Source organism: Microbispora cellulosiformans (assembly GCF_008728085.1).
Taxonomy (GTDB): Bacteria; Actinomycetota; Actinomycetes; order Streptosporangiales; family Streptosporangiaceae; genus Microbispora; species Microbispora amethystogenes.
In genome coordinates this window covers 298,680-314,077 of the sequence record NZ_VYTZ01000004.1, presented here as the reverse complement: position 1 = coordinate 314,077, position 15,398 = coordinate 298,680, and the positions used below count along the sequence as shown (strand labels likewise).

9 protein-coding genes are annotated in these 15,398 nt (G+C 72.1%); all 9 read left to right on the top strand.

What is annotated here, in order from left to right:
* Nucleotides 1–48: 48 nt before the first annotated feature.
* Nucleotides 49–138, top strand: coding sequence for a potassium-transporting ATPase subunit F (locus tag F5972_RS12585; RefSeq protein ID WP_150933648.1), 90 nt, complete (start codon nucleotides 49–51; stop codon nucleotides 136–138).
* The gene (gene kdpA / locus F5972_RS12580; protein ID WP_150933647.1) at nucleotides 138–1,838 is read left to right on the top strand and encodes a potassium-transporting ATPase subunit KdpA; all 1,701 of its coding nucleotides are present in this window, start codon (nucleotides 138–140) and stop codon (nucleotides 1,836–1,838) included. The genes F5972_RS12585 and kdpA overlap by 1 nt, the downstream gene beginning before the upstream one ends.
* A complete protein-coding gene (gene kdpB / locus F5972_RS12575) occupies nucleotides 1,835–3,937 on the top strand; it encodes a potassium-transporting ATPase subunit KdpB (protein ID WP_150933646.1) in 2,103 nt (700 codons plus the stop codon). The genes kdpA and kdpB overlap by 4 nt, the downstream gene beginning before the upstream one ends.
* A 1-nt stretch (nucleotide 3,938) precedes the next feature.
* Nucleotides 3,939–4,790: a potassium-transporting ATPase subunit C gene (locus tag F5972_RS12570; RefSeq protein WP_150933645.1), complete on the top strand. Its 852-nt coding sequence runs from the start codon at nucleotides 3,939–3,941 to the stop codon at nucleotides 4,788–4,790.
* Nucleotides 4,791–4,799: 9 nt separating this feature from the next.
* Nucleotides 4,800–7,358, top strand: a complete 2,559-nt coding sequence (locus tag F5972_RS12565; RefSeq protein WP_150933644.1) for a sensor histidine kinase — start codon at nucleotides 4,800–4,802, stop codon at nucleotides 7,356–7,358.
* Nucleotides 7,355–8,023 (top strand): response regulator, encoded by a 669-nt coding sequence (locus tag F5972_RS12560; protein ID WP_150933643.1) that lies wholly within the window; start codon nucleotides 7,355–7,357, stop codon nucleotides 8,021–8,023. Before F5972_RS12565 ends, F5972_RS12560 begins: the two co-directional genes overlap by 4 nt.
* Nucleotides 8,024–8,749: 726 nt before the next feature.
* A complete protein-coding gene (locus F5972_RS12555) occupies nucleotides 8,750–10,132 on the top strand; it encodes a poly(ethylene terephthalate) hydrolase family protein (RefSeq protein ID WP_225311406.1) in 1,383 nt (460 codons plus the stop codon).
* Nucleotides 10,133–10,453: 321 nt separating this feature from the next.
* A complete protein-coding gene (locus tag F5972_RS12550; protein ID WP_225311405.1) occupies nucleotides 10,454–13,288 on the top strand; it encodes a glycosyl hydrolase family 95 catalytic domain-containing protein in 2,835 nt (944 codons plus the stop codon).
* Between the two features lie 53 nt (nucleotides 13,289–13,341).
* On the top strand, nucleotides 13,342–15,330 hold the full coding sequence (locus F5972_RS12545) for a multicopper oxidase family protein (RefSeq protein WP_150933641.1): 1,989 nt from the start codon (nucleotides 13,342–13,344) through the stop codon (nucleotides 15,328–15,330).
* Nucleotides 15,331–15,398: the final 68 nt, after the last annotated feature.

Sequence of the window (15,398 nt, the reverse complement as noted above, 5' to 3'; positions counted from 1 at the left end):
CGCGAGCTTCGCGATCCTGGGCCTGGTCGTGAGCGCGGTGGAGCGGTTGTGAGCGCCGCCAACGCCGCCGGGCTGGCCGTGGTCTCCATCCTGGTGATCTTCATGGTCGTGGCCCTGCTGTTCCCGGAGCGGTTCTGATGACCCCTCCGGCGAATCCCGCCGTCGGCGCCGTCCTGGTCACCGGGACCGTCTTCCTCGCCCTGGCGCTCTGCTACCGGCCGCTCGGCGACCACATGTTCCGGGTCTACACGGGCACCCGGCACTGGCGGGTCGAGCGGGTGGTCTACCGGCTGGTGGGCGTGGACGCCGACGCCGAGCAGCGGTGGCCGGCGTACGCCCGCGCCCTGCTCGCGTTCTCGGTCGTCTCCGTGCTCGTCCTCTACGCCCTGCAACGACTGCAGGACCACCTGTTCCTCAGCCTCGGGATGCCCGCCGTACCCCCGGACCTGGCGTGGAACACCGCGGCCGCGTTCGTCACCAACACCGACTGGCAGGCGTACTCGGGCGAGTCGGCCATGGGCCACGTCGTGCAGACCGCGGGCCTCGCCGTGCAGAACTTCGTGTCCTCGGCGGCGGGCCTCTCCGTGGCGGTCGCGCTGGTGCGCGGGTTCGCCCGCGCGAGGAGCGACACGCTCGGCAACTTCTGGGTCGACCTGGTGCGCGGCACGATCCGGATCCTGCTGCCGATCGCGTTCGCCGCCGCGATCCTGCTGGTGGCCGGGGGGGCACTACAGAGCTTCGGCGGCCACCACGGCTGGACCACCCTCGCGGGCGGTGGGCAGACCCTCACCCCGGCCGGGGCGGCGAGCCAGGAGGCGATCAAGGATCTGGGCACCAACGGCGGCGGCGTCTTCAACGCCAACTCCGCCCATCCCTGGGAGAACCCCACCGCCTGGACGAACCTGCTCCAGATCTTCCTGCTCCTGGTGATCGCGACGTCCCTGCCCCGGACCTTCGGGCGGATGGTCGGCGACAACCGGCAGGGCTACGTCATCGTCTCGGTGATGGCGTTTCTCGCCCTGATCAGCATCGGCGTGACCCAGACGGCCGAACTGCACGCGGCGGGCACCGTACCCCAGGCCACGGCGGGTGCGGCGCCGCAGTGGAGCGGCCTGGCGGCGGAGGGCCGCGAGGCCCGGTTCGGCGTGCCCGACTCCGCGCTGTTCGCGAGCGCGGCGACCCTGACCTCCACCGGCTCGGTCGACTCCGCCCACGACTCCTACACGGCGTTCGGCGGCGGCATGCTGATCTTCAACATGCTCCTCGGAGAGGTCGCGCCCGGCGGCGCGGGCTCCGGGTTGTACGGCATCCTCGTCCTCGCGGTGATCACCGTCTTCGTGGCCGGTCTGATGGTCGGCCGCACTCCCGAATACCTCGGCAAGAAGATCGGCTCCCGGGAGATCAAGCTGGCCTCGCTGTACTTCCTGGCGACCCCGGCCCTGGTGCTCCTGGGCACGGCGGTCGCGATGGGCACGGCAGCGGGCCGCGCGGGCATCGGGAACGGGGGCGCGCACGGCCTCTCGGAGGTCCTCTACGCCTTCGCCTCCGCGGGCAACAACAACGGCTCGGCCTTCTCCGGGCTGTCGGCGAACACGCCCTTCTACAACACGGCCCTCGGCCTGTGCATGCTGTTCGGCCGGTTCCTGCCGATGGTGCTGGTCCTGGCGCTGGCGGGCTCCCTGGCCCGGCAGGCTCCGGTCCCCGTCTCGGCGGGCACGCTGCCGACCCACCGCCCGCAGTTCGCCGGCCTGCTCGCCGGGGTGACGATCGTCCTCGTCGCCCTCACCTTCCTCCCCGCGCTCGCGCTCGGGCCGCTCGCGGAAGGACTGTCCCGATGAGCCGGAGGACCGTTCGGGGCGCCGGCGGGGGAACAGCCGGTCTCCGGCAGGCGGCCCGCGCGCTGCCCGGGGCGGTGCGGAAGCTGAACCCCGCCGTCATGTGGCGCAACCCGGTCATGTTCATCGTCGAGATCGGCGCGCTCTTCACCACCGTCCTCGCCGCCGCGACCCCGTCCTTCTTCGCCTGGGCGATCACCGGATGGCTGTGGCTGACCGTGCTGTTCGCCAACCTGGCCGAGGCGGTGGCGGAGGGCCGCGGCAGGGCGCAGGCGGCGGCGCTGCGCGCGGCGAGACGCGACACGGTCGCCCGCCGCCTCGTCGACCCGGCCGTCCACGCCAAGTGGGAGGAGATCGGCGCGCCCGACCTGCGCCAGGGCGACCACGTGATCGTCGAGGCCGGCGAGACCATCCCCGGCGACGGCGACGTGGTCGAGGGCATCGCCTCGGTGGACGAGTCGGCCATCACCGGGGAGTCGGCGCCGGTCATCCGCGAGTCCGGCGGCGACCGCTCCGCCGTCACCGGCGGCACCCGGGTCCTGTCGGATCGGATCGTCGTACGGATCACCCAGCGGCCGGGCGAGAGCTTCCTCGACCGGATGATCGCCCTGGTCGAGGGAGCCGACCGCAGGAAGACGCCCAACGAGATCGCCCTCAACATCCTGCTGGCCGCACTGACGATCATCTTCCTGGTGGCCACCGCGACCATGCAGCCATTGGCCGTCTTCTCGCGGTCGGTCAACCCCGGCGTGGCCGACTCGATCGCCCTCACCTCCGACGGGGTCACCGGCGTCGTGCTGGCGGCGCTGGTCGTCTGCCTCATCCCCACCACGATCGGCGCGCTGCTGTCGGCGATCGGCATCGCCGGGATGGACCGCCTGGTCCAGCGCAACGTGCTCGCCATGTCGGGCCGGGCGGTCGAGGCCGCGGGCGACGTGTCCACGCTCCTGCTCGACAAGACCGGCACGATCACCCTGGGCAACCGGCAGGCGGCGGCGTTCCTGCCCGTGCCGGGTGTGCCCGTGCTGGAGCTGGCCAGGGCGGCGCAGTTGTCGAGTCTCACCGACGCGACCCCCGAGGGCCGTTCCATCGTGGTCTACGCCAAGAACGCGTACGGGCTGCGCGAGCGGGAGCCGGGCGAGCTCGCCCACGCCGGGTGGGTCCCCTTCACGGCGCAGACCCGCATGTCCGGGGTGGACATGGACGGCCGGCGGATCCGCAAGGGCGCCGCCACCGCGGTCATGAAGTGGGTGCGCGACAACGGCGGCCATCCGACCGTCGACGCGGGACACCTGGTCGACGGCATCTCCGCCTCCGGCGGCACCCCGCTGGTGGTGGGCGAGGTGAGCGGCGGCGCGGCCCGGGTGCTCGGGGTCATCCACCTCAAGGACGTGGTCAAGGAGGGGATGCGCGAGCGGTTCGACGCGATGCGCCGGATGGGCATCAGGACCGTCATGATCACCGGGGACAACGCGCTGACCGCCAGGGCCATCGCGGAGGAGGCCGGGGTCGACGACTTCCTCGCCGAGGCCACCCCCGAGGACAAGCTCGCCCTGATCAAACGGGAGCAGGAGGGCGGCCGGCTGGTCGCGATGACGGGCGACGGCACCAACGACGCGCCCGCGCTGGCCCAGTCGGACGTCGGCGTCGCCATGAACACCGGCACCAGCGCCGCCAAGGAGGCCGGCAACATGGTCGACCTCGACTCCAACCCGACCAAGCTCATCGAGATCGTCGAGATCGGCAAGCAACTGCTGATCACCCGCGGCGCGCTGACCACGTTCTCGATCGCCAACGACGTCGCGAAGTATTTCGCGATCATCCCGGCGATGTTCGCCGCGGTCTATCCGGGCCTGGACGCTCTGAACGTCATGCGCCTGGCCAGCCCGCAGTCGGCGATCCTGTCGGCAGTCGTCTTCAACGCGCTGGTGATCGTCGCGCTGATCCCGCTGGCCCTCAAGGGCGTACGCTACCGGCCGAGCAGCGCCTCGACCCTGCTGCGGCGCAACCTGTGCGTGTACGGCCTGGGCGGGATCGTGGTCCCCTTCGCCGGCATCAAGCTGATCGACCTTGTCGTCCGCCTCCTTCCGGGGATGTCCTGAGATGAAACACCTGCCCAGTTCGATCCGCCGGCACCTGGCCGCCGTCCGCGCGGTGCTGGTGCTCACCGTGGTGACGGGGGTCGTCTACCCGCTGGCCGTCACCGGGGTGGCCCAGGTCCTGTTCCGGCACCAGGCGAACGGCAGCCTGGTCGAGCGGAACGGCAGGGTCGTCGGCAGTTCGCTCGTCGGCCAGTCGTTCACCGACGCCTCCGGCGCCCCGATCCCCCGTTACTTCCAGAGCCGCCCGGCCGCGGCGGAGCACGCGTACGACACCACCGCCACCGGGGCGAGCAACCTCGGGCCGGAGGACGTCGTCGACACCCTCCCCGCGCCGGGCCGGATCGGCCGGCGGTCCCTGCTCACGCAGGTCTGCGCGCGTTCCCTGGCGGTGGGCCGGCTGGAGGGCGTCAGCGGCGCCCGCCCGTTCTGCACCCCCGGCGGGGTCGGCGCCGTGCTCCAGGTCTTCCCCGCGGCCGGCGCCGCGACCAGGGCCGTCTCGGTCAACCAGGCCTGCCCGGCCACCCCGTTCGTCCCTCGCTACCAGGGCGTACGGGTCGAGTGCGCCCGGCCGGGCGAGGACTACTCCGCGGGCCGCACCGTGCCCGTCCGGGGCGCCGTCACCCGGGTCGCGGTCCCTCCCGACGCGGTCACCGCCGGCGCGTCGGGGCTCGACCCGCACATCTCCGTGGCGTACGCCGTGCTGCAGGCGCCCCGCGTCGCGAGGGCCCGCGGCCTCACAGTGGAGAGGGTGCTGGACCTCGTCCGCCGGCACACCGTGAGCCCCTGGCTCGGCTACGTGGGCCGCCCGGTCGTGAACGTGCTCGAACTCAACCTCGCCCTGGACGGGGAGTAGGAGGCCGCGGTGGCACGCGGGCGGCTGCGGATCTACCTGGGCGCGGCGCCGGGAGTGGGCAAGACGTACGCCATGCTCGACGAGGGCCGCCGGGGCCTGGAGCGCGGCCGGGACGTCGTCGTCGGGCTCGTCGAGACGCACGACCGCCCCCGGACCGCCGCGCTGCTGGCCGGGATGGAGGTGATCCCCCGCAGGCAGGTGGTCTACCGGGGGGCGGCCTTCGGCGAGCTGGACGTGAAGGCCGTCATCGCCCGCCACCCGAAGATCGCGCTGATCGACGAGCTGGCGCACACCAACGTGCCCGGCTCCGGGCACCCCAAGCGGTGGCAGGACATCGAGGAGATCCTCGACGCCGGCATCGACGTGATCTCCACTGTGAACATCCAGCACCTGGAGTCGGTCAACGACGTCGTGTTCCAGATCACCGGCATCCCGCAGCGCGAGACCGTGCCGGACGAGGTGGTGCGGCGGGCCGACCAGGTCGAGCTGGTCGACATGTCGCCCGAGGCGCTGCGCCGCCGCATGGCGCACGGGAACGTCTACCGGCCGGAGAAGATCGACGCGGCTCTGTCCAACTACTTCCGGGTGGGCAACCTCACCGCCCTGCGGGAGCTGGCGCTGCTGTGGGTCGCCGACAAGGTCGACGAGCAGCTCGACCGCTACCGCGCCGAGCACGGCATCGCGGGCACCTGGGAGGCGCGCGAGCGGGTGGTGGTGGCCCTCAGCGGCGGGCCCGAGGGAGACACCCTGCTCAGGCGGGCGGCCCGCATCGCCGACCGGACCAAGGGCGCCGACCTGCTGGCCGTACACGTGACCACCGGCGAGGGGCTGACCGGCGCGCACCCGGCGCACCTGGCCCGCCAGCGGGCGCTGGTGGAGAGCATGGGCGGCAGCTACCACCAGGTCGCCGGCGCCGACATCGCGCACGCGCTGCTCGACTTCGCCCGCGGGGTCAACGCCACCCAGCTGGTGCTCGGCGCGTCCCGGCGGGGCAGGCTGGCCCGGCTCCTCTCCCCGGGCGTCTCGGTGATCACCACCGCCGACTCCGGCTCGATCGACGTGCACATGGTCACGCACGAGGAGATGAGCAGGGGACGGCGCCGGGCGCCGCGGCGGGAGGCCGCCCTCACGCCGGGGCGGCGGCTGGCCGGCTGGGTGCTCGCCGTCCTGGGGATGGGCGCGCTGACCGCCGTGCTGCTCCCGTTCCGCGACGAGCTGCGGCTGCCCAGCGAGATGCTGCTGTATCTGCTCATGGTCATCGCGGTCGCCCTGGCCGGGGGCCTGTGGCCGGCCCTCGCCGCCGCCGTCGGCGGGTTCCTGCTGCTCAACTGGTTCTTCACCGCGCCCACTCACACCTGGACGGTCTCCGACCCGGAGAACGTCTTCTCGCTGGTCGTCTTCGTGCTCGTCGCCGCCACGGTCAGCGCCGTCGTGGATCTGGCGGCCCGCCGTACCCGCGAGGCCGCGCGGGCGGGCGCGGACGCCGCGCTGCTGTCCACCCTGGCAGGGCACGTGCTCCGGGGCGACGCCGCGCTGCCGTCCCTGCTGGCCCGGCTGCGGGAGACCTTCGGCCTCACCTCGGTCACGTTGCTCGAACGCGCCGGCACACCCGTACCGGACGACCGGAGCGACCCGCGGGCATGGCGGATCGCGGCCACCGCGGGCGGCACGCCCTGCACCAGCCCGGCCGCGGCCGACACCGACGTCGTGATCGACGAGGAACTGACGCTCGCGGTGCGCGGACGGCTGCTGGACGCCGCCGACCGCCGGGTGCTGGAGGCGTTCGCCGCGGAGGCCGCCGTGGCGCTGCGCCAGCGGCGGCTGCGGGAGGAGGCCGACCAGGCCCGGCCGCTGGCCGAGGCCGACCGGATGCGTACGGCGCTGCTCGCCGCCGTCGGCCACGATCTGCGCACGCCGCTGGCGTCGGCCAGGGCCGCGGTCGAGAGCCTGCGCACCACCGGCGTCGACTGGTCGCCCCAGGACCGGGAGGAGCTTCTCGCCACCGCCGACGAATCGCTGATCAAGCTGAACCGGCTGGTGGACAACCTGCTCGACATGAGCCGCCTGCAGGCGGGCGTGCTCGGCCTGGCGCGTCAGCCGGTCGCCCTGGAGGAGGTGGTGCCCCGGGCGATCGACGACCTCGGGCCGCCCGGCGACCGCGTCGACGCCGACGTCTCCGTCGAGCTTCCCGAGGTCGTCGCCGACGCCGCCCTGCTCGAACGGGTCCTGGTCAACCTGCTGTCGAACGCGGTCCGCTACAGTCCGCCCGAGGAGCGGGTCCTGGTCACCGCCAGCGCGTACGGCGACCACGTGGAGGTCCGGGTCGTCGACCGCGGCCCCGGCATCCCCCGGGAGGCCCACGACCGGGTCTTCCTGCCGTTCCAGCGGCTGGGCGACCGGGACAGCCACACCGGCGTCGGGCTGGGCCTGGCCCTGTCGCGCGGGCTGGCCGAGGCCATGGGTGGCACGCTGGTCCCGGAGGAGACGCCCGGGGGAGGCCTCACCATGATCCTCACCCTGCCCGTCTCCACACCGGCGCCCGCCGTACGTCCCAAGGAGCTTCCGTGATCCGCGTCCTGGTGGTCGACGACGAGCCGCAGATCCTCCGGGCGCTGCGGATCAACCTGGTCGCCCGCCACTACGAGGTGGCGACGGCCGCCGATGGCGGCACCGCCCTGCGCCAGGCCGCCGAGTTCAATCCCGATCTGGTGCTGCTCGATCTCGGCCTGCCCGACCTCGACGGCGTGGAGGTCATCCACGGCCTGCGCGGCTGGAGCGCCGTGCCTATCGTGGTGCTGTCCGGCCGGGCCGGAAACCAGGACAAGGTCGACGCGCTGGACGCCGGCGCCGACGACTACGTCACCAAGCCCTTCCACGTCGAGGAACTGCTGGCCCGCATCCGCGCCGTCACCCGCCGGACCTCCGTACCCGAGGCGGAAGCGGCGCGGGTCAACGTCGGCGACCACGTCGTCGACCTGGCCGCCAAGACGGTCTCGGGAGACGTGCGCCTCACCCCGACGGAGTGGCGCATCCTGCAGATCATGCTGCGCAACCCCGGCAAGCTGATCAGCCAGCGGCAGCTGCTGACCGAGGTGTGGGGGAGCACCCACGTCAGGGAGACCCACTATCTGCGGCAGTACCTGGCGCAGTTGCGCAAGAAGCTCGAACGCGACCCCGCCCGCCCGGTCCACCTCATCACCGAGCCCGGCATGGGCTACCGCTTCGCCCCCTGAACCGAGGTGGCGACCGCCCCGAACCGCTCAGCCGGGAAGGAACTGCGGCCCCTGGCCCCAGAACGAATGCCACAGCGCCGCCAGCAGCCAGAAGACGCCCACGCCGATCGCGGCAGCCAGCACGACGACGAGAACGATCAAGCGGGCACTTCCCCAGGCCGGCGATCGCGGGACCGCGGCGTGGTGTCCGCCGGATCCCGAGGAACGCCGCAGGCATGCCCTCGGATGATTGTTAACGCTAACAAACCGACGTCGTCTTCGCCCTCCGTTTCGAGAGACCAACCGGTGGTGGTTGGGCGGAGCAAAGCCGAGGCGGAGGCGCGGTGTCAAGTGCCGCGGTACGTCCGAACGCGAGCGCGGGAGGGTGTGCACGCGGTCCAACTGCCGCATCAGGGGGCTCTGCGCGGTCAACGGTGACAGCGGCAGGGTGAAACGTTCATCCGATGACTCCGCTCCCGGATCACGCGCCGACCGTGGCGATGCGGGATCACGAGGCGATTCACGCGGCGCGGGCCTTTCGCGGCTTCACCCTACTCTTGACACATTTCGGTGAGGTTTCCACACTGAGCCCCGAGGCGGTCTCCCGCTGTCCGGTGGTGGTGCGCGGGGCGGAGGGCCGCCATTCGCGACGCCCGCATGGTGTGCGCTCCCCCGCCCGGGAGCACGGCGTTCAGCGCTGAATGCCCCGCGTTCCCCTTTTCTGATTTCAGTCATGGAGGCTCAGGCATGGGCGCACACGCAGTTCCGCCGCCGGGGACCCGGCGGCCATCCACGGACCCGCCCGCGTCCGGGCCCGGCTCGCGGAGCCGGTCGCTCCGGCGCGCGCTGGGCCGGGCGATGGCGGCGGCGGTGGCCGTCGTCGGGCTGTTCTCGGCGGCCGTCGCGACCCAGTCGGCCTCGGCCGCGGACAATCCCTACCAGCGCGGGCCGGACCCGACCCTGGCGAGCGTCTCGGCCAACAGAGGGACCTTCGCGACCGCGCAGACCAGCGTGCCGGCCGGCAACGGCTTCGGCGGCGGAGTGATCTACTACCCGACCGACACCAGCCAGACGTTCGGCGGGGTCGCGATCGTGCCGGGCTACTCGGCCCTCTTCGCCAACGAAGAGGCCTGGATGGGCCCCTGGCTCGCCTCCTTCGGCTTCGTGGTGATCGGCATCGAGACCAACAGCCGCACCGACAGCGCGGACGCCCGGGGGACCCAGCTGCTCGCCGCGCTCGACTACCTCACCCAGCGCAGCTCGGTGCGCGACCGGGTCGACCCGAACCGGTTGTCGGTCGTCGGCCACTCGGCGGGCGGCGCGGGGGTCCTCAGCGCGATCCTCCGGCGGCCCACCCTGAAGGCCGGGATCGGGCTCGCGCCCGGCTCGCCCGTCGGCGACTACGGGCTGTCCAACGACCGCGTGCCGACGATGTTCATCTCCGGCCAGCGGGACACGACGGTCACGCAGTCCTACCTCAACGGGCTCTACACCACGATCCCGGCCTCGACGCCGAGCGCGTGGGTGGAGATCACCGGGGTGGACCACCTGTTCGCGACGCGGGCCAACACGACCGAGATGCGGGTGTTGATCCCCTGGCTGAAGATCTGGGTGGACAACGACACCCGGTACACCCAGTTCCTGTGCCCGCTGGCGGACTCCAGCAACATCTCGATGTACCGCAACAAGTGCCCGTACGTGCCGCCGGGCGGGTCGCCGTCGCCGAGCGCCTCCCCCTCGTCCAGCCCGTCGCAGTCGCCCTCCCAGTCACCGTCGCAGTCGCCCTCGCAGTCGCCGTCCCAGTCGCCGCACACCAGCCCGTCGCCCCCGCCGCCGGGCGCCTGCGTGGCCGAGTACCAGCCGCAGAACTCGTGGCCCGGCGGCTACCAGGCGCTGGTCACGGTGAAGGCGGGCAGCTCGGCGATCAACGGCTGGACCGTCAGGTGGACACTCGGCAGCGGCCAGACGATCACCCAGGCGTGGAACGGCACGCTGAGCACGAGCGGTTCCACGGTGACGGTGAAGAACGTCTCCTACAACGGCTCGCTCCCGGCGGGCGGCTCGACCAGCTTCGGGTTCCTCGCCACCGGCACGCCGTCGACCCCCACCCTCACCTGCACCAGTCCGTGACCGCTCACGGCACGGCGTGCCGATCGATGTCCCGTTGACTCCGGAGAGGGCCGGCACACGACCCTCTCCGGGCTCCGGCAGGGCCTCTTATGGCGGTGGGAGGCCCTGCCGGAGAGAACCACACCCTTACCGCCACCTCGCTCAGGGCCTTCGGGTCGCAGGTCATCCCCCCGGACACCCACCACGTCTCGCCGGAGTGGAACTCCCGGTCGAAACGATTCCTGGTGTCCGTCCCCGCCGTGAACTTGGAGAACTGAATTGTCTGATATCACCCGAAGGCAAGCGCTGCGATTCGGCGCGGCCGGAGCCGGAGCCGCACTGTTGCCCTTGCAATGGACGGCGGCCGCGCGAGCCGGGTCGGTGGCGCCGGCGCAGGTACTCGCCGCGAACGATCTGGCGCTGTGGTACGACGAGAGCGCCGGGACGGATTGGCTGCGCGCGCTGCCGATCGGCAACGGGCGCCTGGGCGCGATGGTGTTCGGCAACGTCGACGTCGAGCGGCTCCAGCTCAACGAGGACACCGTCTGGGGCGGCGGGCCGTACGACCAGAGCAACACGCGCGGCGCGGGGGCGCTGGCGCAGATCAGGCAGCTGGTCTTCCAGAACCAGTGGAGCCAGGCCCAGAGCCTGATCGACCAGAACATGCTCGGCAGTCCCGCGGGCCAGCTCGCCTACCAGACCGTGGGCAACCTGCGGCTCACCTTCAGCGCCGGCTCCAGCGGAGTCTCGGGGTACAACCGGCTGCTGGACCTGACCACGGCCACCACGGTGACGACGTACTCGCAGAACGGCGTCAACTACCGGCGTGAGACGTTCGCCAGCGCGCCCGACCAGGTCATCGTCGTCCGCCTGACCGCCGACCGGGCCGGATCGATCACCTTCTCCGCGACGTTCGACAGCCCGCAGCGCGTCACCCGCACCAGCCCCGACGGCACGTCGGTGGGTATCGACGGCATCTCGGGCAACTTCGAGGGCAAGACCGGCTCGGTCAAGTTCCTGGCACTGGCCAAGGCAGTCGCCGACGGTGGCACCGTCAGCAGTTCCGGCGGCACTCTCCAGGTACGGGGCGCCAACAGCGTGACGCTGCTGATCTCCATCGGCTCCAGCTACGTCAACTACCAGAACGTCGGCGGCGACTACCAGGGCATCGCCCGCAACCACCTCAACTCCGCCGTCGCCCGCACCTTCGACGACCTGCGGTCCCGGCACGTGGCCGACTACCAGAACCTGTTCGGGCGCACCACCCTCGACCTGGGCCGGACGTCCGCTGCCGACCAGCCGACCGACGTGCGCATCGCGCAGCACGCGAACACCAACGACCCGCAGTTCTCGGTGCTGCTGTTCCAGTTCGGCCGCTACCTGCTGATCTCCTCCTCGCGCCCCGGCACCCAGCCGGCCAACCTGCAGGGCATCTGGAACGACTCGCTGGCCCCGCAGTGGGACTCGAAGTACACCATCAACGCGAACCTGCCGATGAACTACTGGCCGGCCGACACGACGAACCTGTCGGAGTGCTTCGACCCGGTGTTCAGGATGATCAACGACCTCTCGGTGACCGGCGCCCGCACCGCGCGGGTGCAGTACAACGCCAGTGGCTGGGTCACCCACCACAACACCGACGCGTGGCGGGCCACGTCGGTCGTCGACGGCGCGTTGTGGGGCATGTGGCAGACCGGCGGCGCGTGGCTGTCCACCCTGATCTGGGAGCACTACCGGTTCACCGGCGACCTGAACTTCCTGCAGCAGTACTACCCCGCCATGAAGGGCGCCGCGCAGTTCTTCCTCGACACCCTGGTGACCGAACCGAGTCTCGGCTATCTCGTCACGAACCCGTCGAACTCCCCGGAACTGCCCCACCACTCGGGCGTCAGCGTGTGCGCCGGCCCGACCATGGACAACCAGATCCTGCGCGACCTGTTCAACGCATGCGCGCAGGCGAGCCAGGTGCTCGGCACCGACTCCGACTTCCGCACCCGGGTCCTCGCGGCCCGCGACCGGCTCGCGCCGATGAAGGTCGGCTCGCGCGGCAACATCCAGGAGTGGCTGTACGACTGGGTGGAGACCGAGCAGAACCACCGGCACATCTCCCACCTGTACGGCCTGCACCCCAGCAACCAGATCACCAAGCGGGGCACCCCCACGCTCTACAACGCCGCGCGCCGAACCCTGGAGCTGCGCGGAGACGACGGGACCGGCTGGTCGCTCGCCTGGAAGATCAATTACTGGGCGCGGATGGAGGAGGGCGCCCGCGCGCACAACCTGATCCGCCTCCTGGTCAGGACGGACCGGCTCGCGCCGAACATGTTCGACCTGCACCCGCCGTTCCAGATCGACGGCAACTTCGGCGCCACCTCGGGCATCGCCGAGATGCTGCTGCAGAGCCACAACGACGAGCTGCACGTGCTGCCCGCGCTGCCGTCGGCATGGCCGAGCGGGAAGGTTCAGGGCCTGCGGGGGCGCGGCGGCTACACCGTCGGCGCGACCTGGAGCTCCGGTATGGCCACCGAGATCCTCGTCAAGTTCGACCGCGCCGGCACCGTCAACGTGCGCAGCCGGATCTTCACCGGCACCTACCAGGTGGTCGACGCCGAGACCGGCGGCGCCGTCACCGTCACCAAGCCCGAGGCCGACGTCATCACGCTGCCCGGCGAGGCCGGCCGCACCTATCGTCTGACCGGCTCCGGCAGCACCTCCTCGCCGTCGCCGTCGCCGTCGCCGTCGGCGTCGCCGACACCGGTGCCGTCGACCTACTCGCGGATCGTCAACGCCACCACCGGCCTGGTGCTGGACAGCGGCGGCAACGTGGCGTCGGGGTCGAACGTCAAGCAGTGGAACTGGGACGGCAGCAACAACCTGCAGTGGCAGCTGGTCGACCTGGGCGGTGGTTGGTACCGGATCGTCAACCGCACCAACGGCATGGTCATCGACAGCTGGGGCAACACCGCCAACGGCGCGAACGCCAGGCAGTCGGCCTGGAACGGCGGCAACAACCAGCAGTGGCGCCTGAACAGTGTCGGCAACGGCCGCTACCAGATCATCAACCGCGGCACCGGGACGTCCCTCGACGGCATGGGCTACACCAGCGCCGGCTCCGCCGTCGGCATGTGGACGCCGAACAACAACACCAACAACCACTGGACGATCACCGGCGTGTGACCCGGCCGATCCGGGCATGATGGAAAGGAGTGTCGGGGCGGCGGGGGTTCGCCATGAGCACACGACGGAACACACGACCGGACGTACCAGGGGCCACACAAGGGGACGAACAGCGGCTGACCCGGCGTGACTTCCTCCAGGGATGCGCGGCGGTCACGCTCGTGGGGGCGCACGGCCCGGCGGGACCCGCCCGCCGGTCGGCGCCCTCCGGGCTCCCGCTGCTCGACGCGGCGTCGGTGCCCAAATACGTGGCCGCATTACCCGTTCCCGCCGTGATGCCCACCGCGATGCGGGCCGCGCCCACGGGTGACGGCTCGCTCGACCGCTACGTGATCGGGGTGCGCCGGTTCCGGCAGCAGATGCTGCCGCCCGGCGCACCGGCCACGGCCGTCTTCGGCTACGGCTCGGCCCCGCACCCGGGCACGTTCGCCGTTCCGGGACGCACGATCGAGGCCCGAGTGGACCACCCCGTTCAGGTGACCTGGGTGAACGAGCTGACGGACCGGTGGGGGGATCATCTCCCGCATCTGCTGCCCGTCGATCCGACGCTGCACTGGGCCAACCCGCCCGGCGGCCGGGCGGGCCGCGACCGCAGGCCGGAGTTCGCCGCGACCCCCGGGCCGTACCGGGGGCCGGTTCCGGTGGTGACCCACCTGCACGGCGGGCACAGCCCGGACGACAGCGACGGACACCCCGAGGCGTGGTTCCTCGCCGCCGCCGAGATCCCGGACGGCTACGCCCGGGAGGGGTCCCGGTACGCCGGCTTCGCCGCCGCCTACGCTGCTCGGACGGGCGCCGGCTGGCGGGCCGGGTCGGCCGTCTACCGGTACGGCAACGACCAGCACCCGGGCACCCTCTGGTACCACGACCACGTGCTCGGGATGACCCGGCTCAACGTCTACGCCGGCCTGGCCGGGTTCTACCTGCTCCGGGGCGGCCCGAACGACCTGCCGCCCGGCGTCCTCCCCGGGCCGGCGCCGGGGGCGGGCGATCCGGCGGGCGCCCGCTGCCACGAGATTCCGATCATCGTCCAGGACAGGACGTTCACGGCGGACGGCTCGCTCTTCTACCCGGACAGCCGCGCGGCGCGCGGGTACGGCGGCCCGTACATCCCGCGCACCGACGTCCCGCCCATCTGGGTGCCGGAGTTCTTCGGCGCCACCATGACGGTGAACGGCCGGACCTGGCCGCTGCTGGAGGTGGAGCGGCGCCGTTACCGGTTCCGCTTCCTCAACGGCTGCAACGCCAGGGTCCTCGACCTCGGCATCGCCGCCTCCCCGGTGGCCCGGCCCGTACGATCGGCGCTGCCGTTCTGGCAGATCGGCTCCGACGGCGCGTTCCTGCCCGCGCCGGTCGCGCTCGACCGGCTGCTGCTGGCCCCGGCCGAACGCGCCGACGTGGTGGTCGACTTCACCGGCGTTCCCCCGGGCACCCCGCTCTACCTGGTGAACGAGGGGCCCGACGGGCCGTACCAGGGGGACACGGCGGCCGCGCCCGCGGATCCCGCCACCACCGGGCAGGTGCTGAAGTTCCTGGTGCGGCCGGCCTCCGGCCGCGACTCCAGCGTGCCGCCCGACGAGCTGGAGCTCCCCCGGGCCGCCCGGCTCGGTCCGGCCGTACGGACGAGACGGCTCGCCCTGCTGGAGCAGGGCTCGACCGTCCGGGGGGCGGGTCCCGTCGCGACCCTGCTGGGCGACGCCGCCGGGCGGGGCTGGGCCGCGAGAAGGTGGCACGACCCGGTCACGGAGAACCCGGGCGTCGGCGACGTCGAGGTGTGGGAGTTCCACAACCTCACTCCGGACGCGCATCCCATCCACATCCACGAGATCCTGTTCGAGGTGCTGGACCGCACGCCGTTCCACGGCTCGGCGCGGCCGGCCCGGCCCTGGGAGCGGGGACGCAAGGACACGGTCATCGCCCTGCCCCGGGAGGTGACCCGGGTCAAGGCCCACTTCGACCGGCCCGGGCTCTTCGTGTGGCACTGCCACATGCTGGAGCACGAGGACAACGAGATGATGCGGCCCTACCGCATCGGCGGCTGAGGCGGGCGGACGGGGCGCGACCGGGCCAAAGATTGGCGGGAGAGGCACCAGTTTCGGGGCCGCCGACC

What these genes read in the sequence shown, in the direction of transcription:
- kdpB (WP_150933646.1), top strand. Translation starts at nt 1,835, where the DNA reads ATGAGCCGGAGGACCGTTCGGGGCGCCGGCGGGGGAACAGCCGGTCTC.
- F5972_RS12545 (WP_150933641.1), top strand. Translation starts at nt 13,342, where the DNA reads ATGAGCACACGACGGAACACACGACCGGACGTACCAGGGGCCACACAA.
- F5972_RS12555 (WP_225311406.1), top strand. Translation starts at nt 8,750, where the DNA reads ATGGGCGCACACGCAGTTCCGCCGCCGGGGACCCGGCGGCCATCCACG.
- kdpA (WP_150933647.1), top strand. Translation starts at nt 138, where the DNA reads ATGACCCCTCCGGCGAATCCCGCCGTCGGCGCCGTCCTGGTCACCGGG.
- F5972_RS12570 (WP_150933645.1), top strand. Translation starts at nt 3,939, where the DNA reads ATGAAACACCTGCCCAGTTCGATCCGCCGGCACCTGGCCGCCGTCCGC.